General features: G+C 52.2%; 27 protein-coding genes and 2 tRNA genes. 16 read left to right on the top strand and 13 right to left on the bottom strand.

Annotation, left to right across the window (positions count from 1 at the left end; all coding sequences use genetic code 11):
* From VMC84_RS02605 to VMC84_RS02615, 3 genes are all read right to left on the bottom strand, one after another.
* On the bottom strand, positions 1–677 hold a 677-nt coding region (locus tag VMC84_RS02605; protein ID WP_325377854.1), incomplete at its 3' end, for an alanine--glyoxylate aminotransferase family protein.
* A 111-nt stretch (positions 678–788) separates the two neighbouring features.
* On the bottom strand, positions 789–1,373 hold the full coding sequence (locus VMC84_RS02610) for a hypothetical protein (RefSeq protein ID WP_325377856.1): 585 nt from the start codon (positions 1,371–1,373) through the stop codon (positions 789–791).
* A gap of 87 nt (positions 1,374–1,460) precedes the next feature.
* Positions 1,461–2,129 carry a flavodoxin family protein gene (locus VMC84_RS02615; RefSeq protein ID WP_325377858.1) on the bottom strand — a complete coding sequence of 223 codons (669 nt, stop codon included), beginning with the start codon at positions 2,127–2,129 and terminating at the stop codon, positions 1,461–1,463.
* Between the two features lie 119 nt (positions 2,130–2,248).
* Between VMC84_RS02615 and sepS the strand changes: the two genes are divergently transcribed.
* The 3 genes from sepS (at position 2,249) to VMC84_RS02630 (ending at position 6,218) form a co-directional block, all read left to right on the top strand.
* Positions 2,249–3,847, top strand: coding sequence for an O-phosphoserine--tRNA ligase (gene sepS, locus VMC84_RS02620; RefSeq protein WP_325377860.1), 1,599 nt, complete (start codon positions 2,249–2,251; stop codon positions 3,845–3,847).
* Between the two features lies 1 nt (position 3,848).
* Positions 3,849–4,508 (top strand): endonuclease V, encoded by a 660-nt coding sequence (locus tag VMC84_RS02625; RefSeq protein WP_325377861.1) that lies wholly within the window; start codon positions 3,849–3,851, stop codon positions 4,506–4,508.
* 120 nt (positions 4,509–4,628) lie between these two features.
* Complete coding sequence (locus tag VMC84_RS02630; protein ID WP_325377862.1) at positions 4,629–6,218, top strand: hypothetical protein; 1,590 nt, start codon at positions 4,629–4,631, stop codon at positions 6,216–6,218.
* 591 nt (positions 6,219–6,809) lie between these two features.
* On the opposite strand, the gene VMC84_RS02635 is transcribed toward VMC84_RS02630, so the two are convergent.
* Together VMC84_RS02635 and VMC84_RS02640 are read right to left on the bottom strand one after the other, a co-directional pair.
* Positions 6,810–7,322: a 3-isopropylmalate dehydratase gene (locus VMC84_RS02635; protein WP_325377864.1), complete on the bottom strand. Its 513-nt coding sequence runs from the start codon at positions 7,320–7,322 to the stop codon at positions 6,810–6,812.
* Positions 7,323–8,576, bottom strand: a complete 1,254-nt coding sequence (locus tag VMC84_RS02640) for a 3-isopropylmalate dehydratase large subunit (protein ID WP_325377865.1) — start codon at positions 8,574–8,576, stop codon at positions 7,323–7,325. It abuts the gene before it with no gap.
* Positions 8,577–8,710: 134 nt separating this feature from the next.
* Here VMC84_RS02640 and VMC84_RS02645 point away from each other — a divergent pair, with 134 nt between their 5' ends.
* Entirely contained in the window at positions 8,711–9,580 is an 870-nt protein-coding gene (locus tag VMC84_RS02645; RefSeq protein ID WP_325377866.1) for a DNA integrity scanning protein DisA nucleotide-binding domain protein, read from the top strand.
* Between the two features lie 101 nt (positions 9,581–9,681).
* Positions 9,682–10,830: a methionine adenosyltransferase gene (gene metK, locus VMC84_RS02650; RefSeq protein WP_325377868.1), complete on the top strand. Its 1,149-nt coding sequence runs from the start codon at positions 9,682–9,684 to the stop codon at positions 10,828–10,830.
* An 87-nt stretch (positions 10,831–10,917) separates the two neighbouring features.
* Here metK and VMC84_RS02655 read toward each other — a convergent pair whose 3' ends face one another.
* Both VMC84_RS02655 and VMC84_RS02660 read right to left on the bottom strand, forming a co-directional pair.
* Positions 10,918–11,787, bottom strand: coding sequence for an RIO1 family regulatory kinase/ATPase (locus tag VMC84_RS02655; RefSeq protein WP_325377869.1), 870 nt, complete (start codon positions 11,785–11,787; stop codon positions 10,918–10,920).
* 41 nt (positions 11,788–11,828) lie between these two features.
* Positions 11,829–12,155 (bottom strand): DUF5611 family protein, encoded by a 327-nt coding sequence (locus tag VMC84_RS02660; RefSeq protein ID WP_325377870.1) that lies wholly within the window; start codon positions 12,153–12,155, stop codon positions 11,829–11,831.
* Between the two features lie 115 nt (positions 12,156–12,270).
* Between VMC84_RS02660 and VMC84_RS02665 the strand changes: the two genes are divergently transcribed.
* From VMC84_RS02665 to VMC84_RS02700, 8 genes are all read left to right on the top strand, one after another.
* A complete protein-coding gene (locus tag VMC84_RS02665) occupies positions 12,271–13,005 on the top strand; it encodes a proteasome assembly chaperone family protein (RefSeq protein WP_325377871.1) in 735 nt (244 codons plus the stop codon).
* Between the two features lie 4 nt (positions 13,006–13,009).
* On the top strand, positions 13,010–13,399 hold the full coding sequence (locus VMC84_RS02670) for a DUF473 domain-containing protein (RefSeq protein ID WP_325377873.1): 390 nt from the start codon (positions 13,010–13,012) through the stop codon (positions 13,397–13,399).
* Positions 13,399–13,734 carry a gamma-glutamylcyclotransferase family protein gene (locus VMC84_RS02675; RefSeq protein WP_325377875.1) on the top strand — a complete coding sequence of 112 codons (336 nt, stop codon included), beginning with the start codon at positions 13,399–13,401 and terminating at the stop codon, positions 13,732–13,734. Before VMC84_RS02670 ends, VMC84_RS02675 begins: the two co-directional genes overlap by 1 nt.
* A gap of 70 nt (positions 13,735–13,804) precedes the next feature.
* Positions 13,805–14,815, top strand: a complete 1,011-nt coding sequence (locus tag VMC84_RS02680; RefSeq protein ID WP_325377877.1) for a TIGR03557 family F420-dependent LLM class oxidoreductase — start codon at positions 13,805–13,807, stop codon at positions 14,813–14,815.
* Positions 14,816–15,138: 323 nt separating this feature from the next.
* Positions 15,139–15,213 (top strand) — tRNA-Arg (locus VMC84_RS02685).
* Between the two features lie 90 nt (positions 15,214–15,303).
* A tRNA-Trp gene (locus tag VMC84_RS02690) sits at positions 15,304–15,515 on the top strand.
* A gap of 334 nt (positions 15,516–15,849) precedes the next feature.
* Positions 15,850–16,785, top strand: a complete 936-nt coding sequence (locus VMC84_RS02695) for an MBL fold metallo-hydrolase (protein ID WP_325377879.1) — start codon at positions 15,850–15,852, stop codon at positions 16,783–16,785.
* 57 nt (positions 16,786–16,842) lie between these two features.
* Positions 16,843–17,145 carry a hypothetical protein gene (locus tag VMC84_RS02700; RefSeq protein ID WP_325377881.1) on the top strand — a complete coding sequence of 101 codons (303 nt, stop codon included), beginning with the start codon at positions 16,843–16,845 and terminating at the stop codon, positions 17,143–17,145.
* 113 nt (positions 17,146–17,258) lie between these two features.
* Here the strand turns inward: VMC84_RS02700 and ftsZ are convergent, their stop codons facing one another.
* Both ftsZ and VMC84_RS02710 read right to left on the bottom strand, forming a co-directional pair.
* The gene (ftsZ, locus tag VMC84_RS02705; RefSeq protein ID WP_349256733.1) at positions 17,259–18,404 is read right to left on the bottom strand and encodes a cell division protein FtsZ; all 1,146 of its coding nucleotides are present in this window, start codon (positions 18,402–18,404) and stop codon (positions 17,259–17,261) included.
* A 353-nt stretch (positions 18,405–18,757) separates the two neighbouring features.
* On the bottom strand, positions 18,758–18,961 hold the full coding sequence (locus VMC84_RS02710) for a YwbE family protein (RefSeq protein WP_349256734.1): 204 nt from the start codon (positions 18,959–18,961) through the stop codon (positions 18,758–18,760).
* Between the two features lie 248 nt (positions 18,962–19,209).
* On the opposite strand from VMC84_RS02710, the gene VMC84_RS02715 reads away from it, so the two are divergent.
* On the top strand, positions 19,210–19,482 hold the full coding sequence (locus VMC84_RS02715; protein ID WP_325377887.1) for a hypothetical protein: 273 nt from the start codon (positions 19,210–19,212) through the stop codon (positions 19,480–19,482).
* A 295-nt stretch (positions 19,483–19,777) separates the two neighbouring features.
* Complete coding sequence (locus VMC84_RS02720; RefSeq protein WP_325377889.1) at positions 19,778–20,962, top strand: alanyl-tRNA editing protein; 1,185 nt, start codon at positions 19,778–19,780, stop codon at positions 20,960–20,962.
* Here the strand turns inward: VMC84_RS02720 and VMC84_RS02725 are convergent.
* Positions 20,959–21,564 carry a TIGR00730 family Rossman fold protein gene (locus tag VMC84_RS02725; protein WP_349256735.1) on the bottom strand — a complete coding sequence of 202 codons (606 nt, stop codon included), beginning with the start codon at positions 21,562–21,564 and terminating at the stop codon, positions 20,959–20,961. The two genes, VMC84_RS02720 and VMC84_RS02725, sit on opposite strands and share 4 nt — an antisense overlap.
* A 198-nt stretch (positions 21,565–21,762) precedes the next feature.
* Complete coding sequence (locus VMC84_RS02730; protein WP_325377893.1) at positions 21,763–22,809, bottom strand: tetratricopeptide repeat protein; 1,047 nt, start codon at positions 22,807–22,809, stop codon at positions 21,763–21,765.
* Between the two features lie 86 nt (positions 22,810–22,895).
* On the opposite strand from VMC84_RS02730, the gene VMC84_RS02735 reads away from it, so the two are divergent.
* Positions 22,896–23,084, top strand: a complete 189-nt coding sequence (locus VMC84_RS02735) for a hypothetical protein (protein ID WP_325377895.1) — start codon at positions 22,896–22,898, stop codon at positions 23,082–23,084.
* A gap of 8 nt (positions 23,085–23,092) precedes the next feature.
* Here the strand turns inward: VMC84_RS02735 and VMC84_RS02740 are convergent, their stop codons facing one another.
* On the bottom strand, positions 23,093–23,446 hold the full coding sequence (locus tag VMC84_RS02740) for a cupin domain-containing protein (protein WP_414676434.1): 354 nt from the start codon (positions 23,444–23,446) through the stop codon (positions 23,093–23,095).
* Between the two features lie 617 nt (positions 23,447–24,063).
* Complete coding sequence (locus VMC84_RS02745; RefSeq protein WP_325377899.1) at positions 24,064–25,233, bottom strand: NAD(P)/FAD-dependent oxidoreductase; 1,170 nt, start codon at positions 25,231–25,233, stop codon at positions 24,064–24,066.
* Positions 25,234–25,260: the final 27 nt, after the last annotated feature.

Genomic DNA, 25,260 nt, shown 5'->3' on the forward strand with positions numbered 1-25,260 from the left:
TCTGCCGACTTCTTGTATTTCTTCAAATCCATATAATAGGGGGGGCTCTTGACCATCGAGTCCCATGCCTTCTGGCTGACGCTGACCGATGCCAGGCCCGACGGGGCCCCCAGGCACTTCTGGGCGCCGGTGACTGCAACGTCGATGCCCCACCTGTCCGCCTCGACGAGATCGCCGCCTGCGGACGTAATGCAGTCCAGCACGAACAGCGCGTTATACTTCTTTGCCAGCTTACCGATCTCTTCGGCGGGGTTCTTGACACCGGCCGAAGTCTCGTTGTGGACCATCGTAACGACTTTCGCTCCCTTCGAAAGAGCGTCCTCGACCTTCGTCAGGTCGACGGGGTTGCCCCATTCGAACTCGAGGCTCGTGACCTCGCCGTACCGGCCGGCGATGTCCCTGAAACGCTCGCCGAACTTGCCGTTGACGATCGAGACGACCTTATCGCCCTTTACCAGGTTCGAAATGGCGGCTTCCATGGCGCAGGAGCCCGAACCGGTCAGGACGTAAGTGTCGTTCTTCGTATTCAGGACGTACTGGAGAGTGCTCCTGCACTCGTCGTACATGTCGGAAAATGCCTTGTCCCGGTGGTTGATCATCTGCTTCGACATTGCCTGTAATATCCTGGGGTGCAGCATTACCGGCCCCGGGATCATTAATAACGGTTCGTTCGCCATGTTTATCTCCTGTAGTAGGTAGTTGTCTTAGATGGCTTAAACCATATATTACTTTCGGAAATCCAGGAGAAGGTACTATTTTTAAAAAATCGAAGGCTTAAAATAAAAAATTTAACTTTGTTTTCTGCTTGCTACGACGACCCCGATAATGAGCAGTGGCAGCAATAATGCCGGCAGGCACAGCGAAGGCTTTGAAGTAGCGGACGCGGTGGCGGTCGTCGTCGTTGTCGACGTCTGCCCTCCCGAGATGTCGAATCGTGTGGACTTGAAGCCATCGAATACCTGGAATCCCATGATCTTCGTATCCTTCGGGATGACGGCGGCCTCGACGAAGCGTTGCCTATCAGACGACGCTCCGGGCTGCATCGGGCCCATCGATATATCCGTTATATTTTTACCACCGGGGTATTTGTTGCCCTGTGCATCGTAGAACGATATTTCCAGGTGCCCGGTCTGGGCTATGCTTCCTTTATTTTCATACGTAAAGTATAGGTCATACCACTTAGTATTCGCCGGGTCGGCCGAATAGGTATTACCGTGGTAGTTATCGGATATGACCAAATTTGTAAAATGTACGACGATGCCGTCGCTGAACTGATAATCCCTATTGACAGGTACGGTGACGTCCTCCGCAAGAGCGGGCGCGATGAGGCAGGCCAGTGCAAGAACCGATATTATCAGTATAGGGGCTCGCATGAGCAATAGATATCGCTTTCGCTTATTTAAGCCGTTTCCTGAACCGAATAAAACAAATAAATATTTAATCGCGCTTTGCGGCACGCGCTATTTAAACCAGCCCTTTTTCAGGTAATGGTCGTGTTCCGCTGTCCATGTGTCCTTGTTAGCCTTTACGACATAGCAGAAGCGGTCAATAAATGCTTTTTGCACGGCCGCCTGCTCCGGATACTGGCGCTTCGTCCGGTAAGCCTCTACCATATCCTTTCCCAGCTCATAGGCTTTCTCAGAGGCAGTTTCCATATTCTTCGGCATATACGGCATCGCGGTATGCGCGCTGCCCACGACGAAGGCTCCCGAGTTCACGAGATATTCGTTCATGTAGTCCACGGTCCTTTCCGCGCCGCTGCTTGCCGTCGTGGTCACGCTCATGCCGTACTTGCCCTCCAGAAGCAGGCAGTGGCGACAGTCCGCGGTCCTGTCGATGAACGTCTTAAGCTGGGCGGATACGGAGTTAAAATAGACCGGGCTGGCCAGTATGATGCCATCGGCGGCCAGGAACCGCTCGTAAACCTCGTTGAAGTCGTCCTTCTGGACGCAGCGGCCGAGCTTATAGCAGGTATCGCAGGCTTTACAGTAGTTGATCTTCTTTTTCGTTATGTCGATAAGCCCGGCATCGGCGCCCGCCTCGGTCGCGCCTTTCATTGCGGACTCAGCAAGCGTCTTCGTGAAGCTCCGGTTTCCCCTGGGGCTGGCCAGTATGGCGATGACCTTCATGATGACAGACTAAGGCATTAAACATTAATAGGCTTTCTGTATCGCCTGCCGTTATCATAAACACTATATAATACGAAGATACAAGTAAGCACGTTCACACTCACAAAGAGGCCGTTTTCATGAAATTCAACCCCGAAGAGGTCAAGCTGGAGACCCGAGAGGATTTCGATAAGGCGTGGAGCCAGAGCGGAAAGTACCTGACCCCCGTCGACCCGTCCAAGGACTATTCGCTCCCCATGGAAAAAGGCAAAGCCCACCCCGTCTATGAGACGTTGAACCGCCTCCGGGAAGCGTACCTGAACATGGGCTTCGAAGAGATGGTCAACCCCATCATCATCGAGGACACGGACATTTTCAAGCAGTTCAACTACGAGGCGCTGGCCGTCCTCGATCGTGTTTTTTATATCGGCGGCCTGCCGAGGCCGAACGTCGGCATCTCTGACGAGCGTTTTGCGCAGATCGAGGCGATCATCTCGAAGCCTTTGACGGATGCGGACAAGGAAACCATCCGCACCATCCTGCACAAGTACAAGAAGGGCGAGATCGAGGGCGACGACCTGGTGGCCGACCTGGCCGCAGGGCTAAAAGTCCAGGACTCGAAGATCGCCGTGGTCATCGACCACGTTTTCCCGGAATTCAAGAAGCTCGAGCCCGAAGCATCGCATAAGACGCTCAGGAGTCACATGACCTCAGGCTGGTTCCTGACGCTGGAAGCCCTCGTCGAGCGGCGAAAGACGCCCTTGAAGCTGTTCTCCGTCGACCTGGTATTCCGGAGGGAACAGGAAGAGAACGCCGACCGCCTGCGGGCATACCACTCGGCGTCCTGCATCATCGCCCACCCGGACGTGACCGTCGAGCACGGCAAGGCGGTGGCCGCCGGCCTCCTGAAGCAGTTCGGATTCTCACAGTTTAAATTTAAGCCGGATGACAAGCGCAGCAAGTACTACACGCCGGATACCCAGATCGAGGTATATGGCTACCACCCGGCGCTCAAAGGCAGTAATACAAAGTACAGAGACGGCTGGGTGGAGATCGCCACCTTCGGCATCTACTCCGCCACGGCGCTTTCACAATATAATATACCGTACCCTGTCATGAACCTGGGTCTGGGCGTCGAGAGGCTGGCAATGATCCTGTACCAGGCGAAGGATATGAGAGATATGGTTTACCCGCAGTTCAAGCCCGAGTGGGAAATGACTGACGAGGAGCTGGCCCACATGATCTCTATTGAGCGCCTGCCGCAGACACAAATGGGCCACGAGATGGCCATGGGGATAATCGCCACTGCCGAGAGGAACGGCAGCGCTCCGAGCCCGTGTGCTTTCGAGGCCTGGTCCGGCAGCCTGAACGGTAAAAAGCTAAAAGTCACGCTCGTGGAGAAGGAGGAGAACAAGAAGCTCTGCGGCGGCGCCTACCTCAACGAGGTGTATGTGTATAAAGGCGACGTACTGGGCATCCCGCTGAATAACCCGAAGTTCAAAGAAGTCCAGGACAAGGGCGTTCACGTCGGTATCCGCTACATCGATGCCATAGCGAACGCGGCCGCCAGGAACGCCGAGGATGGGGTCTATGAGACTACGGTGAAGATATCCAGGGCACCCGGCGACGTGTTCGTGCTCATCGACCCGGTAGGGCTACGATACATCCAGGGCAAGAAGCGTCGCGTGGACTTCCGCGGTCCAGTCTTTACGACTATTAAGGTCGAGCCCGTCGAGTGATATGGACGTCAGGCGCCTGTATGACGAGCAAAAAGAGCTCTCTAAGAAAGCCATACTTACGGATTCCTTCCCGCCCATTCGGAGGATCGGAGGAGTCGACTGTTCTTATTTAAAAGAAGAGTATATCATCGCGGGACTGGTGGTCCTCGATTTCGACTCTTTGAAGCCCGTGTACAGGACATTTGATACCCGCAAGCTTACTTTTCCGTACATTCCCGGCCTTCTGGCCTATCGTGAAGCGGACGCTATGATGGCTGTCATCGAAAAGGCAAAGGTCAGGCCGGACCTGGTCATGGTCGACGGCTTCGGCACCAATCATCCCCGGCGCTGCGGGATCGCCACCCATATCGGCATAAAGCTGGACATGCCCACTATCGGTGTCGGAAAGAGCTTCCTCTGCGGCGAAGTGAAAAATGGCCGTATTTACCAGGAAGGGCGGATTACCGGCCGCATCGTCCGGGCCGTACCTGAACAAAAGCCCGTATACGTCTCGCCCGGCCACAGGATATCTTTAGTAACGGCCATAAAGGTCGTTAAACATTGTATCCGCGGCCACCGGCAGCCCGAGCCCACAAGGCGGGCCCATGAATACGCCACGTCGTTAAAAAACAAATTTCTATTACGGGCAAATAGTAGTCTTGCGAAAACTAAACCACGATAGTTTATATTCCCGACGGCGTATACTGACATTCGCTTAACTAAGTTAGAAGGGTATGCTAAAATGTTAAATAAGGCAATAAAAAGTTGCATGTTTACTCTGGTTTTATTAATTGCGCTTATCATGATGGCTTGTGTTCCTTCGATCGCGGCATCTGCCCCTGAAACGGCCCGGGAAAATCACTACAGCGGGCCCGACGACCAGATCGCTCATCAGGTATGGCAGACCGGCGACAGGGGCTTTATTATTGTCGGGACGGGACCGGATACGTCCGGGGCGAGTTCGAATATGATCATGGTCAAAACTGACCCGTTCAGTAATGTGGTATGGAAGAAGAATATCGGCGGCACCAGTGGATATTCCATCCGGCAGTCCGGCGACGGCGGCTTTATCGCGACTGGCGCCCACAGGGATAGCCTGTACCTCGTCAAGACAGACGCAAGCGGCAACAAGCTGTGGGAAAAGGACTTCGCGAACGCGAGCGGGCAGAGCGAAGGCTTTTCTATCCAGCTGACTGGCGATGGCGGCTGCATCATCGTTGGAGACCTGGTCGCGAGCACGGGCAACCGGGAGATGTACCTGCTCAAGACGGACGCCGGAGGAAACAAGCAATGGGACGCCTATTATGGCTCTGCGGATGTCGACGTCCGGACTTATTCAGTCTGGCCTACCTTTGATGGGGGCTATATCGTCGGGGGCTATATAAAGGGCGGATATAATGAAAAGCCCTTCATCCTGAAAGCCGATGCGAACGGCAACATCGCCTGGGCCAGGTCCTATGAAGGGCCGGGTACCTGGGACAATTTCCTCAGCGACTGGTTCGGCATCCAGCAGACCCGTGATGGCGGCTACATCTACGCAGGTGCCCGGAGCGGCTACATGTACCTGCTTAAGACCGACGCCGACGGTAACCGGCAATGGGACCGCAACTATGGCATCAACGGCGCGAACGCGGTCCAGCAGACATGGGATGACGGCTATATTCTCGCCGGTTTCCATAAGGACACCGAGGGCGTTATGTCGGCTTACGTTGTCCGGACGGACGCCGGAGGCAACAAGCTGTGGGATAATACGTATAAAGGCATCGGATTCGCGGAGGCGAACTCAATCATCCAGATCGGCACAGGCGCCTATGTGTTCGTCGGGTCAACGAAGCCCGATAAAAATAGCATTAATAATATCTACTTTATAGAGATCGATAGTGATACGACCCCGGTGCCGAACGCGAAGGTCGTCTCGGACACGATCCCCGCACAAATGGAGGCCGGCCATGCGTATAACGTGCAGGTCACATTCGAGAATACGGGCACGATGCCCTGGACATACCAGGATAACACGACCTTCGGATATTCTGGCGATGCCGCGAAGTTCGGCCTCGCAGGATCAAACCAGACCATTGGAACTGGTGAAGTGATACGGCCAGGCATGCAAGAGACATTCACCTTTACCATGACGGCCCCCGGAGAGAACGGCACGTATAACCCACGATTCCAGATGATATGGGAAGGCCATAATGTGTTCGGCGCCATTGATGACAAGACCATCGCCGTCGTGAATGGCACTACAGTCGGGCCGGCTACTGCAGTTTCCTCCCGGGCAACGGCCACGCCGGCGGGAGGGCAAAAAGGAGGGATGCCGTGTCTGTCATCGATAGTGCTGCCGCTTCTGGCCCTTAGCGTGTTAACAATAAGCTGGACAATAAAGAAAAAGTAGGTAGGTTTTAGAAGAACCACTTTTTAATTTAATATTGCTGTGTTGAATAAGTCAAGTTTTGTTAATTAGTAAACGATTACTAAGCTAGTTAATTTTTAAAAAAATTTGCTGTGTTGAATTACTCCCGTATTTTAAGCTTCATAAGGGCACGGAGGGCACTATTTCTCACCACAAAGGCACGAAGAGCACGGAGGCTCACAAAGTTTTCTTTTTAGATTAAGTTACAAAGAATCACAAAGCCGGTTCATTGGCGATCAGGGCACCAAGGATACAAAGACACAGTGGAATGAGCAAGAGCACTTTTTGCCATCGTGCCTTCATATCCTGTATCTTAGAAGTTCAAAAAGCGGCTCTGTGCCCTTTGTCTCTTAATTATAAAAAAGTCTTTGTGGGCCTCCGTGCTCTTCGTGCCTTTGTGGTGAAAAATAGTGCCTCAGTACACTCTGAGACTTAAAAGGGCATATTCAACAAAGCATAAAAATTGAAAAAGATAATCGGAAACTATCGATAAATTTGGCTATTACGCAAACGATAAAAATAGGACTAATTGCTAAACAATGACCTATCAATATTCAACGCAGCAATTTAATATTACTTATGCTGCGCCTTCAGGTATGGCATCAGGCCGCCGGCCTCGAGCAGCTGCTGCATGAATTCGGGTATGGGCTTCATAGGCAGCGTTTTGCCGGTCGTCAGGTTATGGATCTCGTTCTTTTTATAGTCCACTTCGAGCTCGTCACCCTGCTTCGCTTCCTTATAAATGCCCTTGCACTCGAGTAGCGGAAGGCCGATATTGAAGCCGTTCCGGTAGAAGATGCGGGCATAGGACTCGGCGATGATGCACGAGACGCCGCATGCCAGGATGACCTGGGGTGCCTGCTCTCTTGAAGAGCCGCAGCCGAAGTTATTAGCCGCTACTAAGATGGGGTCCTTGACCTTTTGCGAGTCGGCATAGAACGTGGGGTCGATGGACTCAAAGGCATGTACTGCAAGCTTTTTCAGGTCCAGCTCGTCGTACTTATACTTGCCGGAGATGACCTCGTCCGTGTTGGTGTCGGGTGGGTAGACCCGGAGCACTTTTGACTTGATATTCTTAAGGGCCATTTAGAGCACCTCTGTGGGGTCGGTGATTTTGCCATATATGGCGCTCACGGCCGCAACGGGCACGCTGGATAAATAAATTTCAGACTTGTTGTTGCCCATCCTTCCCTTGAAGTTCCGGTTCTGGGTGGACAGCACCTTTTCGCCGTCGCCCAACGCTACGGTCCTGCCAATGCAGAACCCGCATCCGGGGGCACCGACGGCCGCGCCGGCTTCGACGAGCGTCTCAATATATCCGAGTTTAATTGCTTCTGCGAGTACCTGACGGCTGGCCGGGTACACGACAAGCCTGCAGTCCTTGTGGGCCTTCTTGCCCTTCAGGATCCTGGCTGCGATGGCCAGGTCCTCGATGCGGCCATTTGTGCACGAGCCGATGCATACCGAGTCGAGGTGGATGCCCGTGACTTCGGATACCGGCTTAACGTTGTCCACCCGGTGCGGCAGGGCAACGTACGGCTCCAGCTTCGTTGCGTCGATGTCCAGCTCATCATTATAAACGGCATCCTTATCGGCGGCGATATTGCGGTATTCGTTCTCGCGGCCGTGCTCCTTCAGGTATGCCCTGACTTTGGCATCCGCCGGACAGAGGCCGACCTTAGCTCCGGCTTCAACGGCCATGTTCGATAAGACTAGTCGTGATTCGACGGACATCCTGTCGACCGTCGAGCCCACGTACTCCATGGACATGTAGGTCGCGCCGTCCGCAGTGATCTCTCCGACGATATTCAAAAAAACATCCTTGGACGTGACATATTTGGGCAGGTCGCCCTCGACTCTGACCTTGAAAGAGTCGGGCACGCGCAGCCATGTCAGGCCGTACGCCATGATGGCGCCGACATCCGTCGAGCCCATGCCCGTTGCGAACGCTGTCAAAGCGCCGTGGGTGCAGGTATGGCTGTCGGCGCCGATGATGATCTTTCCCGGAGCGGCGAACTTCTCGGCGACGATCTGGTGGCAGATGCCGTCGCCGTTCTCGAAGAAGTGGATGCCGTTTTCCCGGGCGAACTTGCGCATGAAAATATGGACGTTTGAGACCCGCTCGCTCGGCGACGGCGAGGCGTGGTCGCAGACCGCCGCGACCTTCTTCGGGTCGAATACCTTCCTGGTACCGAGGTCTTTCTCCATCTGCTGGATGGCCAGCGGGAACGTGCCGTCCTGGCCGAAGACGAAATCGACAGGCACGGTGACGAGGTCGCCGGGCACGGCGTCTTTCCCGCTCTTATCCGAAAGTATCTTTTCCGCTAGCGTCTTCCCCATTTTATTTCACCTGGAGGATGTATCCGCTAATGCGCACTGGTCTATAATAAAGGTTGTTGTGCCGCCGTCCGGGTGTTCATTTCATGAAAGGGATAGGAGATTTTAATAGCTCATATAAAATAACATTTTATTATATGAGTATACGGGATGAGGTGGTAGCCTCCGCCTCGGTGCTGGCCAGGACCCTGGATGCGGGGTCGATAATTATCATATCGCCCGAAGCGACGGCGATACGGAAGCAGATAGATACGGCCATCCCGGTCATCATCGCGCGTGTCCTGGGCGGCAGGGGCGACGGCGACGACATCTTCATCGATATCATGTCCAAGCTCCCGAAGAACATCGGCAAAAGCTCCCTCTTTTTAAAAGTCTCCCGCATCGAGCTCATGAGCGAGGCCGTCGAGGTAGCCTACATCCGGGGCAAGATACCGAAAAAGATCATCGTGGGCATCGTGAGTATCGGCGACATCAACTCCATCGTCGTCATGGACATCAACGACATCCCCCTCATTCAAAAGATGGCCGAGCTCGCATCCGGTATCGACTATACGGTGCTAAAAGCCGTGCTGAACCTGGCCATCGATATCGGCCGCGAGGGCCGGGAAGGCAAGAAGATAGGGACCGCCTTCGTCATCGGCGACACGGAACATGTTCTCAACATGTCCCACCAGATCGTGCTCAACCCGTACGAGGGCCATAAAAAGAAGGACAGGGACATTAAGGATGAGAAGAACTGGGAGACCGTCAAAGAGTTTGCCCAGCTCGACGGCATGTTCATCGTCGACATGGCCGGGTACATCGTGGCCGCCGGCAGGTACCTGGACGTTAACGCCAGAAACGTCGAACTGCCATCCGGGCTGGGTGGCCGCCACCTTGCCACTGCCGCCATCTCAAAATGCGCAAAGGCCATCGCCATCGCCGTCTCCGAGTCCAGTGGCGTCGTAAGCGTCTATAAGGACGGCAAGGACGTGATCACCATCGACCCGAGAGTATCCATCACATAGCTTAAAATATGAGGCGTTAAGAACTTTTATAACTCGTGGTAATTTCCAAACCGATAAATATTAATCATAGAGCAAGCATTAAGTAAAGTGGGATGAATTTAATGAGCTTAGAAAAGCACCTCTTTACTTCCGAATCCGTAACTGAAGGCCACCCGGATAAGATGGCCGACCAGATCTCGGACGCTGTCCTGGACGCCATCCTGGCGAAGGACCCGCTCGGAAGAGTGGCCTGCGAAACGCTCGTCAGCACTGGCATGACGGTCGTCGCGGGTGAAATTACGACTAATTGTTACGTGGATATACCTAAGATCGTCCGGAATACCATCAAGGATATTGGCTACACGCGCGCAAAGTTCGGCTTCGACTGTGAGAACTGCGCCGTCCTCACGTCTATCGATGAGCAGTCCCCGGACATCGCCATGGGCGTTGACGTCCAGGGCGCCGGCGATCAGGGCATGATGTTCGGCTTCGCATGTAACGAGACGCCCGAGCTGATGCCCATGCCCATCATGCTGGCCCATAAGCTTGCCATGCGGCTGGCCGAGGTCCGGAAGACCAGGGTGATCGACTACCTGAGGCCGGATGGCAAGACCCAGGTCACAATCGAGTATGAGAATGATAAGCCCGTCCGCGTCGACACGATCATCGTTTCAACGCAGCACAGCGAGAAGGTGGAGCAGGCCCAGATCAAGAACGACGTTATCGAGCACGTCATCAAGCCCGTCATACCCGATGGCTTTTATGATAATAAGACTAAGGTATTGGTTAATCCGACCGGGCGCTTCGTGCTCGGCGGCCCCCACGCAGATACGGGCCTGACCGGCCGTAAGATCATCGTCGATACGTACGGCGGCATGGGCAGGCATGGCGGCGGCGCCTTCTCGGGCAAGGACCCGACCAAGGTGGACCGCTCGGCCTGTTACATGGCACGTTACATCGCCAAGAACATCATCGCCGCGGGGCTCGCTACGAAGTGCGAAGTCCAGCTTGCCTATGCCATCGGCGTTGCGGAGCCGGTCTCTATCATGCTGGACACCTATAACACGAACACGATCTCTCACAAGAAGATCGTTGAACTGGTCCGGGATAACTTCCAGCTTACTCCCCAGGGTATCATCAAGTCGCTCGACCTGCGGCGGCCAATCTATGAGCAGACCGCTGCATATGGCCACTTCGGGCGCAATGGCAAGGACTTCACCTGGGAGCGCACGGATAAGGCTGAAATTATGCGGAAGGACGCGGGCTTCTAAGCCTGCGTTTCTTTATTAATATTTTATATTGGCTTTTTATCATTTCTCCGCCTGGTATAATAGAGCAAAGATCGACAAATAACAAAATTAGGCTGAGTCTTTAATTTTTTTAACCATTTCGATTTCATCTCTTCGAATCCGGTACTTCCGGGCAAAATATGTAAAAATGTTATGGACATCCCTGGCAAGTAGCTCATCGCCGATCTTCGTACCGGCGGCCACGGCCTGGGGCCAGTCAATGATGGTCACGCCTGTCTCGCTGACCATGACGTTATACTCGGAGAAATCGCCATGCACGTAGCCATTGCGATAGGCAAGCTCAAGCTGCTCGACGATGCGGTCCAGGTACCATTCAGCGTCCTCCACCTTCGCGCGGGAAAGATCGTGGCCCTCGGCCACGCTCATGACGATAGCATGGCGGTTCTGGTCGAAGGGCTCGGGGACGCTCACGGCAGGATAGAGCTTTTTAAGCACTTCGAACTCGTGCTTAGCGGCCAGGGACGAGGCATACAGCCAGTTCGTATTGTGCAGGTCAACGAGATGCTCGCGTTTTCTTTTAACCTGCTTAAAGGCCGTACGGCCTTCCCGATGAAACTTGATGGCAAGAGGCCGGCCGCCGGGGCTCATCGCACCGATAATGACCGACTCTTTACCCACACCGATGAGACTGCCCAATGAATTGATCGTGTCACGCCGCACAAAGGCTGATATGGCCAGAATATCGTAGCCATTATATTTGAGCTGGTAGCCAACGTAGTGGCCGGTGAATCGCTCCAGCAGGTCCAGGCCCGTCAGGTTCCTCAGCCGGTACTCGATCTCCTTCTCGCTCAGGCCCGTATACGAGGCCATATCCTCGACGGCCACCCATTCGTGGGTCTTCATGCCATTCTCGACGGCCCTTAAGATCTTAAGCTCTTCCGGCTTTAAGGATAAAAATACTGTCGCGTGATCTATCATTTTATAAAAGAAGATATGACGGCCCGCAGGCCTATAAATACCTACTCTCCGGAGACGGCCTTCTTGGCCATCTTGAGCCGTTCCTTGGCGGTGTAGCCCGTGGCCTCCTCCAGGAAGTCCCGGAACCGCTTGTTGGTGTCGAGGATGAGCTTTTCGTCTTTTACCGAGAGGTCGGAGGTGGTCTCGACGTGGAGCTTCTTATCCTGGACCCAGGCCTTAAGCTCCTTAATGGCACCATAGCTGACGGTCATCTTACCTTCGCTTTCGGCGGGCTTGACCTCGAAGACCTCCTCGAGGATGCCGCGAATTCGCTCCGTTTCCGGCTTGCTGCCGCGCTTGAACGTGTATTCGCTAATTATTTCACCCATTCTCCTGTGTATTTTTATGAGTAAAAAACACTTTCGACTTTAAGGCACGAAGTTCCAGGGCTGACTGGGCGAATATCGGATAGATTTATTACCACCCGACAGAGAATATCAGGTGATGCCAGACAAGATGGAAGATTTCGTTAAAGTCGTCATTGAAAAACTTGAGTGTAAAAACCCGATCATTATCTGCGGATTCCCTGGAATGGGCCTCGTCGGGAACATCGTGTCCCAGTTCCTCATGGACCAGTTCAATATGACGAACTGCGGCTACGTGGAGTCGCGGCTCTTCCCGCCCGTGGCGATCGTATATGGAGGGCTTGTAAAAAACCCCGTCCGCATTTATGAGAACGCGGAACAGGAGATCATGATCGTCTTCTCGGACATCCCCATCGATCCAGTCATAAGCGGCGAAGTTGGCAGGAGTATCATCAAATGGGCTGACACAGTCAAACCCAAAGAAGTGATCACCATCGCGGGTTTGGCCACGACGGGCGAGGAGCACCGTGTGTTTGCAGCTGGAGCGACCCAGGACGACCTGGTAAAGTTCAAGGACGACGCGCTTCTCTTCGAGGTCGGGACCATCTCCGGCGTGCCGGGCGTGATCATGAACGAGTGCCGGAACCATTACATACCGGCCGTCTGCATTCTGGGCGAGACCCGGGGAGCGAATCCGGACCCAAGATCGTCCGCGGAACTGGTAAAAGTACTGGCAAAGGTTTACGGCTGGAAGATCAACGTAGACATCCTCATCAAGGAGGCCGACCAGATCGAGCAGATGATGCACAAGCTGTCGGAGCAGGTCGGAGAAGCCGAGGCGAAGCCGTCGAAGGACTACAGTATGTACGGGTGATGACATGAGGCTACTCGCACTAACCGGGCTGAGCAAGGAATCGCTGGCCGAGCTCTCGAAGCGGCATATGCGCACCTTCGAGTTCCACAGCGCCAACAACGTGCTCGCCTTCGCGGAGCTCAACGTCGGCGATACGGTATTCCTGACCGACGTCCCGCCCGCGGACCTGGCACCGGGCATCTGCGGCAATATATCGATGGTGAAGTCGTTCGATACCCGCATGCAGCACGTGTACTATGGCTCTGCTAACTATCATGAAGAAATGGAGACCATGTCGGCCCGGGCTCAGATGGGCTTCGTCTCCATCGGCAAGATCAAGAAGGTCGAAAAGGCAGGCCTGTACGACCCGGTCTACGTCGAGGTCATCGATATGAAATTCTGCGAGGCGCGCTGATGGCCGAAGATAACGTTAATATGTTCGTCTATGGCACCCTCATGGATAAGTCCCGCCTGAACTCGGTCATCAAGCGCATACCGGAGATGCATGCGGCGAAGGTGAGCGGCTACCGGCAGTTCTACGATGACCGGCTGGGCTTCAAGAGCGCTGAAAAAGACGAGCGCTCGACGATGCGCGGCATGCTGCTCCTGGGCATCACACTCATGGAGCTCCGGCAGCTCGATTTCTACGAGGGCGTGGGCGAGGGCTCGTACCGGCGCGTGAAGGTCAGGGCGACGGCGCTGGATACGAAGGCCCAGGTCGAAGCGTTCATGTACGTTAAAAACGAGTAAGTCTCATACTTTTTTCCGTGCCATCATTTTTTATTAATAGCTTTCCACCGGCTCATGGGGAGTTGAAAATATGTTGAAGCTTGGATGGAAAGCCGGGCCTGAACAGTATCAGCCTAACGATCTACTGAATTATGTGATAGCCGCAGAGAACGCAGGTTTCGAGTCCGTGGACATCAGCGATCATTTTCACCCGTGGTCAGAGCGGGGCCACGCGTGCTTTACCTGGTCATGGCTGGGCGCCGCGGCCGTAAAGACGAAGAACATAGAGCTTGGCCCGGGAGTGACCTGCCCCATCCTGCGTTATCATCCCGCCATCATCGCGCAGGCTTCCGCGACCATCGATAACTTCGCCCCCGGAAGGACATATCTGGCAGTTGGGACCGGCGAGGCCTTAAACGAGTACGCGGCGACCGGCCTGTGGCCCGGATATGACGAGCGCCAGGCGATGATGCTCGAGGCAATGCAGCTCATCCGCGCTCTCTGGAGCGGCGCCGAGGTGACCTTCGAAGGCGCCTACTATTCGACACAAAAAGCCCGACTCTATACGCCGCCCGTATCAAAATTACCGATATACGTGTCGTCTCTTGTGCCCGAAAGCGCGTCCTTTGCCGGCCGATATGGCGACGGACTCATGACCGTGGCCAACGACCCTAATACTCTTAAGCAAATCGTGAAAAATTTCGAGGAAGGCGCCCGGGAAATGGGCAAAGACCCCCTCACGATGCCCCGGCTTCTTGAGGTCAATGTCGCTTATACCGACGACTTCGACTCGGCCGCACGCTGCTTCAGGGAGTACTGGGCCGGCGCCATGGTGCCCGCGATGTTCAACGAGCGCATCTATACGCCGGCGATGTCCGCCCAGAACGGCTCGGTCATCGGCAATGACATCCTGAAGCAAAGGCTTTGCATCTCCGGCGACCCCGAGGCGCACGTAAAGTTCGCGCAGCAGTTCATCGATATGGGCTTCACGCACCTCTACTTCCATTCCGCGGGGCCCGACCAGCGCGACTTCATCGTGGGGTATGGACGGGACGTGCTGCCGAAGATCAGGCAGCAGCAGGCGCAGATTGTCACCGCCTGAAATTTTTTTTAAAGATTTGTGCCGCCTGGTGTAAACTCCGTGCCGCCTGGTGATTAACTTAAAAGATTGGTGCCGATTAGTGTAATCCTGGTTAGGTCGAAACAATAGTGCTTACAAGCGGCACGGAGTTTACACCAGGCGGCACCAAAATATTATTTAATCACCAAGTGGCACCAGGCTTACACCAATCCGCACCAATCTCAATTTAAAATTATTAATTATAGGGTGCTTAAACAGGGCGTATTAATCCATTTTTAGTCTATGGCGACCGCAACGTTTATACATTACCACAACTCTTATGAAAAAAGGTCGCAGACGGCGTTGGGCTCGTGGCTTAGTCTGGACATAGCACCGGCCTTCTAAGCCGGGGGTCGGGGGTTCAAATCCCCCCGGGCCCGCTGAAAAACGTAAAGACCGGTAATGTCAGCGACCGCATAAAACTAATAAAAACTTATATGACCTTGCTGGTCTATAATGAACGGTATAGTGGGGCTGTGGCCAAGCCAGGTATGGCGACGGGCTCCAGCGGTGGCCGGTCCGCGAGGGCCGGCAGAAATATGATGAGCAACGGGTCACCTGAAGCAGCCCGACGGGGCGGCTTATGAGGAACCGTTGGAGCGCTGATTTCAGCGCTCTCGGGTGAAATCCCCAAATCATCGGAGAGACCCGTCGATCGGGAGTTCAAATCTCTCCAGCCCCACGTTATTTTAATGGGTATAGTTAGCAGGCCTTTTTTATACTACACATTAGAAATTATAAACTTGTAAGATATCCATCCAGCCTAAGCATAATTTCGTTATACCGATTTTAATATATTAATAAAATATAATATATGATTGGTATCTAATCGATTAAGATAATTAGATATATTACAAAAAGTAATATATTAATTATCTATAACTCTAAAGAATACCGGGAGGTAAAGAAGAATCTAGAGGGCGTTATTGCATTTGATTTATGGGCAGTTCACCGATACTAAAGGCTAAAATAAAGGATAGAAAGTAATCTTAAAATGATCAATGGAGGCATATTAGATGAATGATTTACACCTGAGGGAAGCGGATCGTTTAGAAGTTCTAAGCCTGGTTGATAATTATACCGATATTTTTCAGTCGCAGAATACTAAGATTGATCGACGGCCTATGATTCCACCCCCATTTTCTGTTCTCGCTGAGCATGGGTTATCGTGTTTTCTTAAGGTCACTGCGGGTTCGGAGGAGCACCTGGTGCTTTTTGATTCAGGACTATCGGCAGAATGCCTGTTCCATAATGTTAAATTGCTCAAGGTCGATTTAGACGGGATCGAATCTATCGTTTTAAGCCACGGCCACTATGACCATACGGGCGGGCTTTTAGAATTACTTGGCCACACGCCGAAAAAGACACCTCTAGTCCTCCATCCGGATGTTTTCCTTAATCGCCGCTTAAAAAATCCTATGTTAAACTATACTATTGACTTGCCTTCCTTAGACGAACAAACCATAATGAAGGCAGGGGCGGAAATTATCAAATCCCGGGGGCCTTCGACATTAGCGTCTGGACTGATAATGGTAACGGGAGAAGTAGAAAGGACGACACCATTTGAAAAGGGATTTCCCACCATGGAGGCAAAAATTAACGGTAACTGGGTAGTTGATCCGTTTAACGATGACCAGGCAATTATTGTCAATTTAAAAGGTAAGGGATTAGTGATTGTCGGCGGATGTTCTCACGCTGGTATTATCAATACTATTAGATATGCGAAGAATATCACTAATATTGATAAGGTCTATGCCGTGTTAGGAGGCTTCCACCTTACAGGGCCGCTATTTGAACCAATAATAGGGGTTACGATAGATGAAATGGTTAAGATAAACCCTGATTATGTCGTACCCATGCACTGTACGGGATGGAATGCTGTCAACCAGTTCAAAGAAAAAATGCCAAAACAAGTTATTATTAATACAGTAGGCACTTGTTATACATTTTAATTAATTTTTTTTATAAATAGATAAGAGGTTAAGGAAGAAATAACTATTGAAGTAATAATGGGAGATGAAGAATCGATGGCTGAACAGATAGATAAAGAGCTGTTTGGGATTGCTAAACAAATGTTCAATCCTGAGGACAAGAACCCTTATAATCTTAATGGCCGGGAGTTAAAAAATTTACTAGACCTGGTGGATAATCTCGATGCCTTTACGGGTAACGAAGGCCTGTGGGTGGCTTCCTGGATAGAATATCTGGGAGATAAAGACCTGGCCGCGCTCATCCAGAACTGGCCCGAAGATTTTAAACAGATAGTGATCGCCCGCTATAACCGACTCAAGGATTATCAGCCTGGCAAATAAAAGGGGTAAATTTATCAACTTTTTTTGCTTTAAGACGCACAGAGACTCAAACAAAAACTTATCATCCAAAAAACACAAAAGAACCAAAAAAATATTGTGAAGCGTAGGCCGCTTCACTTTATAACGTCGATGATGGACCCGGAAACTTTCGAGCCGCCACGCATGTTCAGTTTGCCGGCGGGGTCGCTGTCATCATCGGTTGCGGCACGGGTCTTCTGGCCCTTGCCCATGATCTGCGGCGAGTTGACGCCGGTCATGATGGCCATAACCCTTACCTTCCCCTCGTAATCCTTCTGGACCCTTGCGCCCCAGATAACATTAGCGTGGGAATCCATCTCATACGTTAATGACTCTGCGATGTTCGTGGCATCGCTCAGCGTCAGGTCCGGGCCGCCGGTGATATGCACCAGAGCGCCGGTGGCGCCGCGGCAGTCGACATCGAGCAGCGGGTGGTTCAGCGCGTTCCTTACGACGCTCTCCGACTTATCCTGGCTCTTTGCCTCGCCCACGAGCATCACGGCGACGCCGCCTCCGTTCATGACGGCCTTCACATCGGCGAAGTCCAGGTTGATCAACGACGGTTTCGTGATCGTCTCGGATATGCCCTTGACAGTTTCGGATATCAGCTGGTCCATGACCGAGAACGACTGTTCCAGGGGGAGGTTCGGGACATATTCCAGCAGCCGGTTGTTGTCGAGCACGATAACCGTGTCCGCAGCGGATCTAAGGTCGGCGATACCCTCTTCAGCCTTGACCAGCCTGGCTCGTTCTACCTTGAACGGCGTGGAGACCATGCCGACCACGATCGCGCCCATCTCCTTTGCGACCGAGGCGACGACCGGCGCCGTCCCGGTGCCCGTTCCGCCGCCCATGCCCGCGGTAACGAATACTAAGTCGGCGTCCTTTAAGACCTCCTGTAACGTGCTTCTCGCCAGCTCGGCCGCCCTCTTGCCTATCTCGGGGAAGCCGCCTGCGCCCAGGCCCCTGGTCAGGGACTTGCCCACGAGGATCTTCTTATCAGCCTTGATCATGTCAAGGCCCTGCTTATCGGTGTTCACGGCGATGGTCTCGACGCCGCCGACGCCGATGTTGAATAATCGGTTGATAGTGTTATTTCCGGCACCGCCGCATCCTACGATCTTGATCTGGGGGAGGCCGAAATCCTCAAAGTCGTTGCCTGTGGTGTTCTCTCCCTTATCGTTACGGTACTCACGTTCCATTTCCGTGTATTTCAGTGCTTCCTGCACAACTGAATCCATAGTCATGTTTATTCCCATCCCCGTTTTATCATGCGGAACCATGCTCAGATGCCGAACCGGCGCATGTGCCGCTTCGCTTTTTTACTTGGGTCGTCCCCGATGGGGGCGTATTTGCCGAAGGAGTAAGCCGGAAATTGTCCGGCAGGAATGTAAATAGAGGCTCTCATATCGAAATTTTATACGGCCTTCGCTAATTAATCAACGGATAGAGACGAGATTTACTCATCAATTACTCCAATCCAAACCCAAAATATGTATAGGTATATCCCAATATTTAAGTCTGCTGGAGTACGAGAATTTACACTGGATACGCCTGGCCAATAATCTATTTAAAAAGGATGCCTCAAATAATTTTATCCCTGCGGGCTGATGATCTCCTGGACGCGGCCTACTTGGCCGTTCGTGAGCCGGACCTTAATGCCGTGAGGATGAAAAGAGGAGTTTGTCAGGATCTCTTTAACGATGCCCCTGGTCCTTTTACCGGTCCTCTGGTCTTGCTTGAGTACGATATCGACCTCCAGGCCGGGCCTGATGTCTTTTCTATTCTTGCCATTCATGTTAATTGCAGCCATATTAGTAAAATCAGGATATAATTCTTATCGATAAAACAGTTTATCGCCATACTTAAATATGGCTGTAATATAACTATCCTTTAAGGAACAAATTGTTAATACTTATACGGTTTTTTATTGGTTTTAACGCATAATCGTCAAATATTTACTATAGCTTACATTAAGTCGTAAACTTTATTATCGGTTAAAGCCAAATCAATTATTGAGGGAGGGCAACCCTAAGGAGGCGTTTGATGAGCGAGATGATAGAGATGCCCATGATCATTGGCAAGCTAAAAGGCTTCAGTAAGCACTGGAACCCGTTCAGGAACGAAGTATTCGCCCTCGTGGAAGTCGACTCGGAGGTCATGAACATCCCCGTCGATTACCGGCAATTGAAGTTCATCCAGAAGGAGCACCCGCTGAACAGCCTCGTACCGCTGACATTTAACGAGGATCGCTGGAAGATCGGCAGCTCGACGGTCGTCGAAACCTGGCAGTTCAAGGATACCAACTCAGTATTCTAATTTAATTTTAACTTATCCATGTTTGGGATAACAATAATCTCCCTCAATTAATATCGTTCACTGATTTGTTTCTCGTCTTTGTGACTCACGTACATCACTCGGTTTTTAAACACGAAGACAAAAACCGAGGGCTTTACGTGAGTCGCGAAGATAAAACCGAACTATCCAGTGAAAAGCGAAAACAACGACTAGCGATAATATTGTAAACACAACCGAAAATGCTGAAGAATCCGAATTACATCGTCGGGCATAAATTCAATATTGGTTGAGGGCATAATAGCTTCGAGGCGGCCTTATGGAGCATCGACTTTATTGTGATTCACCCTACACCACGGACTGGTCGGCGGAAATCGTCAGTATCGAGCCGGCTGACGGCATATTCCACGTCTTATTATCGGAAACGGCATTCTATCCCGGAGGCGGCGGCCAGCCGTCGGACCGCGGCACCATAGACGGCATCCCGATCGAGGATATTTTCGAGAAGGATGGGCACGTCATCCACGTTCTGAGAAAAACGCCGGAGCATAAGACAGTCTCATGTGCAATAGATTTCGAGCGGCGTTTCGACCTCATGCAGCAGCACAGCGGCCAGCACCTGCTATCGGCCGTACTATTCAGGCTATACCGGTGCAAGACCTCGAGCCTGCACATGGGCATGGATGAGCTATCAATCGACGTCGCAATGCCCGAGATGCCGCCGCAGATGATAACAAAAGTCGAGGACGAGGCCAACTCCTATATCTATAAAGACCTCCCGATAGTGATCAGCGTGGTCACGCCCGGGGCGGCCAGCGAAATGGCGCTGCGTAAGGCCCCGCCGAAGGAAGGTGAAGTGCGCATAGTGGAGATCCAGACAATTGATAGATCGCCGTGCTGTGGCACCCATGTCCGGAGAACGGGCGAGATCGGCATCATTAAGATCGTAAAGACTGAGAAGAGGGGCAACGAGACCCGGGTCTATTTCAAATGTGGGCGGCGTGCTCTGAATGACTACCAGTTCAAGCAAGACATCGTCACCGGCCTGGTGCACCTGTATCGCATGTCCGAAAGCGAAGTGCTCGGTAAGACGGAAGCGCTGGCGGCCCAGCTACGTAACGCCCAGAAAGAGCTCGTAGAGATAAAGGATAAGATGCTGAAGGCAGACGCAAAAGAGATCGCTGCGTCGTCCTCTTCTAAGGTCATTGCCAGGTCTTATGGCGATAAGAGCTTCGGCGATATCGGCACGCTGGGTAAATACCTTATCGACGCTGGAAATTACGTCGTCATCCTGGAGTCGATTCCCGATAAGCGCCTTCTATTTGCCCATAGCGGCAAGTTCGACGTGAGCTGTGGCAAAATCCTGAAAGAGCATCTCGCAGCCTTCAACGGCAAGGGGGGCGGAAAGGATAATTGGGCCAACGGGGGCTTCAACACCGTCGAGGACATGGGCAAATTCAAAGCATTCCTACTGGACACCCTTTCAAAAATGGGGATCGTCTAAGTCTTCGACATATTATGATTTTCCAAAGCCAGCGCCCAGGCAGCCTTATCGATCTTCGGCGGCCGGTAATCCTGGAACTTTTTTAATAGCGCCGGGGGGCTCTCGTCCACCAGGACAAGCGAGCGTGCGGACGGGTTGATGAACTGCTCCTGCACAGCCTGGTCAAAGAACTCGATCATTTTATCGTAATAGCCGCATACGTTCAGCAAACCACAGGGCTTCTTGTGAATGCCAAGCTGGGCCCAGGTGAGTATCTCGAAGAACTCCTCGATCGTCCCCAGGCCGCCGGGGAGCGCAATAAAGCCGTCCGAAAGCTCCGCCATGAGCGCTTTTCGCTCGTGCATGGAATTAACGACACGCAGGTCTGAAATTCTGGTAAAGGCGATTTCCTTATTCACAAGGTCCCGGGGAATGATGCCGATGACCTCGCCATTCGCTTCCAGGGCGGCCGATGCAACGGCGCCCATCATGCCGATCTTTGCGCCGCCATAGACCAGGCCTATCCCGTTCCCGGCCAGCACACGGCCGAGTTCGCCCGCTTTCGCCGTAAACTCGGGCCTTGACCCGGGGCTGGACCCGCAAAAGACACAAACGCGTTTCATCGGCATATTGTCCAGAATAGGTATAAGAAAAGATATATTTAACCATGATAAACTGTAACTTAAGCGGTCCTGATATATATGAAAGACAATTTATACATGGTTAAACAGGTGAAAAAGGAGCAGCACCGGAAAAAGAAAAAGGATAAGGAAAACGAGAACAGGACGAAATACGTCGCCCCGTTCGGCGGATAATACGAATTAAGCCGGGTTCGACTTCTTCGCCTGCGCGTTCTTCAGGTTATTCTGCGCCTCGAAGTAGCCCGGGTCTATCTTCAGGGCCTGCTCGAACGCCTCGATCGCGTCGTCCCATTGCTCCTCGCCATAGTAGAGCATGCCCAGGTTATTATACGCCACCGCGAAGTCGGGGTCGAGCTTTACGGCTTCCTCGAGCTCTTTGACGGCGGCTTTTGTAAATCCTTTGGCCGTGTATATGACGCCCAGGAGGTTATGTGCGTCGGCGAAGGACGGGTCTGCCTTTATTGTCTCTTTTAACTCGACGATGGCCTCGTCTAGCCGGTTCTGACGAGCAAGCAGCGAGCCCAGGTTATAGCGGGCCTCAATAAATCCCGGGTCGAGCGATACTGCGATCTTGTACTTTTCAATGGCGTCCATGGTCAGGCCTTTTTCCGACAGCGCGAATCCCCAGTTGTAAAATACTGAGGCATCGTGCGGTGACAGTGTCGCCGCGATACGGTATTCCTTTATGGCGTCGTTAAGCTCGCCTTTATCCATGTAGGCCCCGGCGAGGAAAAGGTGTGCATCAAAGGATTGGGGGTCTTTGGCGATGGCCTTATTAAAGGTCTCGATGGCATCGTCCGGATACCCGGCGGATGCCAGCGCGATGCCAAAGCTGGCGTAGACTTCGGCCGAATCGGGGTTCTTCGCGATGATGTCCTTGAACAGGCCGAGCGCGTCATCGGCATCGCCCATCTGCAGGTACGCGTTCGCCATGTTGAGCTGTGCATCCAGGTAGTCGGGCTTTAATCGTAAGGTCTCGCGGTACTCTTTGATGGCATCGTCGAGAAGGTCGACCATGTGGTATGCCAGCGCCAGGTCAAAATGCGCCTCAGCATGCTCCGGCTTCAGTCTCACGGCTTCCTTTAGCTCCTTCACGGCTTCCTCATACTGGCCATAGGCACCGTAGGCCATGCCTAGCATCATCCGGGCTTCCTGGTCGTTGGGATTTGCTTCTACCATTTTTTTATACTTCTGGATCTCCTGCTCAACGTTAATGTCCATAGGCATCAGATAGAATATGGTCGTCATATAATATTATAATAGCGTTATCCGCCAATAACGACAGAACTCCTTTAATTACTGCGCATCAAAATATGTACGGTGAAAAACAGATGCCGACGAACGAATGGACCCCGAAGCGGGAACGCCAGTATGAGCATATCAAGAAGTCCGAGGAGGTAACGGAAGGGCGGTCGGAAGAAACGGCAAAGCGCATAGCGGCGGCGACCGTCAATAAGACGCGAAGAGAAAAAGGCGAGACAAAGGAACAAAAGAAAAAATAACTATATTTTTATTCTTTGGAACGGATCATTATCAGCAGCATCTTGAATTTCGTCAGCGCTTTAACGGCATGCGGATGGCCCGCTGGCATGATGATCATATCTCCGGCTTTTAGGTGGTTGGGCTTATCGTCGATAGTAATTTCCACCTCGCCGTCCACATCAACGAGCATCGCGTCGAAAGGGGCCGAATGTGTGCTCAGCCCTTCTCCCTTGTCAAAGGCAAAAATGGTCACAGTACCGGTCTTCTTATTGATGACCTCGCGGCTGACGACCGAGCCGGCCTGGTAGCCGACCAGATCGCCCATTTTCATGGCATTTCCGATCAATTGATCTTTTTCCGATGTTTCTTTCTTCGTGGGCATATCGCTCATCCATATTTTATTATTCTCTCAAACATAAAAAAGCTAATTGCAACCTCATTTTTCCACTCGAACGATAGTATAATATGGCGGTAGCTAGTATTCATTTCGGAGAGGCCAGCCATAACAGAAGTAATAAAGGACGAGGGCCAGGATTCTTATAAGAACCGCTATATCATCATGGTAATCGTGCTCATGGGCCTCGCCGCCGTAATATCGCTATTAAGAAATTTTTACTGTGTTGAATTGCTACCGTATTTTAAGTTTTTTAAGGGCACGGAGGGCACTATTTTTCACTACAAAGGCACGATGGCACAAAGGCTCACAAAGTTTTCTTTTTAGATTAAGTTACAAAGTACACAAAGCCGGTTCATTGGCGATAAGGGCACGAAGGATACAAAGACACAGTGGAATGAACAAGAGCACTTTTTGCCATCGTGCCTTCATATCCTTTGTATCTTAAAAGTTCAAAAAGCGGGCTCTGTGTCCTTTGTATCTTAATTATAAAAAAGTCTTTGTGAGCCTTTGTGCCATCGTGTCTTTGTGGTGAAAAATAGTGACTCCGTACACTCCGAGACTTAAAAAGGCATATTCAACACAGCAGAAATATTTAAACGAATTTAAACGACCATACGGGCGACCTTTAGCAGGGGCAGGCCCGACGTCGTGACCTCGATAAAGAGCTCGGATATGGGAATGTCCTCGACTCTCAGCTTCTTTATGGCGGCGATGACCAGATTTATCTGCCAGTCGCTGCAGTTAACGATAAATTCTTTTACGTGATAATTACGTCGAATAGCCTTACCGATCGACGAGTGAATCCCCATATCGTAACGCTCCAATGCTTTTGCCGATACGTCTCCGCCCTTTATTGCATTGGCCGCGATATTTCCCGCCAATCGTCCGCTGACCATGGCGTTCATAATGCCGGCCCCGAGTAGAGGGTCGACGAGCCTGCCGCCGTCGCCGGCAAGCATCAGCCCGGCGGTCGATAGGCGATAAGACAGGTCGCAGACCGGTACGGCCCCGGAAATTGACTGAATTATCCGGCCTTCAGGGAAGCGCGAATCGACATACTTTTTGAGGTAGTCGATGGGGTGGATGCCATTGTAACGGTCGGCCAGCATACCGAGGCCGATGTTGGCTTCGTTCTTTCCTTTGGGGAATATCCAGACATAGCCTCCCGGAGAGATTCTATTACCGATGTAGAATTCCAGGCACTCGGGATCGATGTCTATGCCTGCGACGACGAACTCCGCGCAGGATTCGACATCCTTTAGCCTTAGAGGCTCTAGAAGACCGGCCCAGCGGCCGATCTTCGATTCTATGCCGTCCGCGCCGATGACGACCTTGGCCCGGGCTTCAAAATTCCGTCCCATGCAGATGCCGTTAATGCCTTTTACGATTCCGTTTTCGATGATAAGCCCCGTGGCCTGCGTTTTTACCTGGACTTCCGAGCCCTCGTCGGCCGCCGCCTTTGCCAGAGACCTGTCGAAGACATTACGGTCTATCACATAACCGGCGGTATCCAGCTGATGGAAGTATAATGACTTTCCATTCGGCGCATAAATACGGCCACTATTAATCCTGGCGCATACCCATTTCGGGTCGTACTCGACAAACCTGTCCAGGCCAGACTTGATCATGCCTTCGGCACAGCGCACCGGTTCCCCTATCTCCTGCCTTTTCTCGATAAGCAGTACATCGAGGCCCTGCCTTGCGGCCGTTGCCGCCGCGACCGAGCCGGCAGGCCCTGCGCCGACGACGATGACGTCATAGTCGCTTTTCATTTAACCACCAATTATCCATCGATATAA

It is taken from the genome of Methanocella sp. (assembly GCF_035506375.1).
GTDB lineage: Archaea > Halobacteriota > Methanocellia > Methanocellales > Methanocellaceae > Methanocella.

Coding starts and splice junctions, on each gene's coding strand:
- VMC84_RS02725 (WP_349256735.1), bottom strand. CDS start 21,564: ATGAAACGCGTTTGTGTCTTTTGCGGGTCCAGCCCCGGGTCAAGGCCC.
- VMC84_RS02645 (WP_325377866.1), top strand. CDS start 8,711: ATGAGTATACGGGATGAGGTGGTAGCCTCCGCCTCGGTGCTGGCCAGG.
- metK (WP_325377868.1), top strand. CDS start 9,682: ATGAGCTTAGAAAAGCACCTCTTTACTTCCGAATCCGTAACTGAAGGC.
- VMC84_RS02700 (WP_325377881.1), top strand. CDS start 16,843: ATGGGAGATGAAGAATCGATGGCTGAACAGATAGATAAAGAGCTGTTT.
- VMC84_RS02735 (WP_325377895.1), top strand. CDS start 22,896: ATGTACGGTGAAAAACAGATGCCGACGAACGAATGGACCCCGAAGCGG.
- VMC84_RS02675 (WP_325377875.1), top strand. CDS start 13,399: ATGGCCGAAGATAACGTTAATATGTTCGTCTATGGCACCCTCATGGAT.
- VMC84_RS02720 (WP_325377889.1), top strand. CDS start 19,778: ATGGAGCATCGACTTTATTGTGATTCACCCTACACCACGGACTGGTCG.
- VMC84_RS02695 (WP_325377879.1), top strand. CDS start 15,850: ATGAATGATTTACACCTGAGGGAAGCGGATCGTTTAGAAGTTCTAAGC.
- VMC84_RS02640 (WP_325377865.1), bottom strand. CDS start 8,576: ATGGGGAAGACGCTAGCGGAAAAGATACTTTCGGATAAGAGCGGGAAA.
- VMC84_RS02660 (WP_325377870.1), bottom strand. CDS start 12,155: ATGGGTGAAATAATTAGCGAATACACGTTCAAGCGCGGCAGCAAGCCG.
- VMC84_RS02680 (WP_325377877.1), top strand. CDS start 13,805: ATGTTGAAGCTTGGATGGAAAGCCGGGCCTGAACAGTATCAGCCTAAC.
- VMC84_RS02630 (WP_325377862.1), top strand. CDS start 4,629: ATGATGGCTTGTGTTCCTTCGATCGCGGCATCTGCCCCTGAAACGGCC.
- VMC84_RS02715 (WP_325377887.1), top strand. CDS start 19,210: ATGAGCGAGATGATAGAGATGCCCATGATCATTGGCAAGCTAAAAGGC.
- VMC84_RS02610 (WP_325377856.1), bottom strand. CDS start 1,373: ATGCGAGCCCCTATACTGATAATATCGGTTCTTGCACTGGCCTGCCTC.
- ftsZ (WP_349256733.1), bottom strand. CDS start 18,404: ATGGATTCAGTTGTGCAGGAAGCACTGAAATACACGGAAATGGAACGT.
- VMC84_RS02710 (WP_349256734.1), bottom strand. CDS start 18,961: ATGAATGGCAAGAATAGAAAAGACATCAGGCCCGGCCTGGAGGTCGAT.
- VMC84_RS02745 (WP_325377899.1), bottom strand. CDS start 25,233: ATGAAAAGCGACTATGACGTCATCGTCGTCGGCGCAGGGCCTGCCGGC.
- VMC84_RS02730 (WP_325377893.1), bottom strand. CDS start 22,809: ATGCCTATGGACATTAACGTTGAGCAGGAGATCCAGAAGTATAAAAAA.
- VMC84_RS02670 (WP_325377873.1), top strand. CDS start 13,010: ATGAGGCTACTCGCACTAACCGGGCTGAGCAAGGAATCGCTGGCCGAG.
- VMC84_RS02635 (WP_325377864.1), bottom strand. CDS start 7,322: ATGGCCCTTAAGAATATCAAGTCAAAAGTGCTCCGGGTCTACCCACCC.
- VMC84_RS02655 (WP_325377869.1), bottom strand. CDS start 11,787: ATGATAGATCACGCGACAGTATTTTTATCCTTAAAGCCGGAAGAGCTT.
- VMC84_RS02740 (WP_414676434.1), bottom strand. CDS start 23,446: ATGCCCACGAAGAAAGAAACATCGGAAAAAGATCAATTGATCGGAAAT.
- VMC84_RS02625 (WP_325377861.1), top strand. CDS start 3,849: ATGGACGTCAGGCGCCTGTATGACGAGCAAAAAGAGCTCTCTAAGAAA.
- VMC84_RS02665 (WP_325377871.1), top strand. CDS start 12,271: ATGCCAGACAAGATGGAAGATTTCGTTAAAGTCGTCATTGAAAAACTT.
- VMC84_RS02615 (WP_325377858.1), bottom strand. CDS start 2,129: ATGAAGGTCATCGCCATACTGGCCAGCCCCAGGGGAAACCGGAGCTTC.
- sepS (WP_325377860.1), top strand. CDS start 2,249: ATGAAATTCAACCCCGAAGAGGTCAAGCTGGAGACCCGAGAGGATTTC.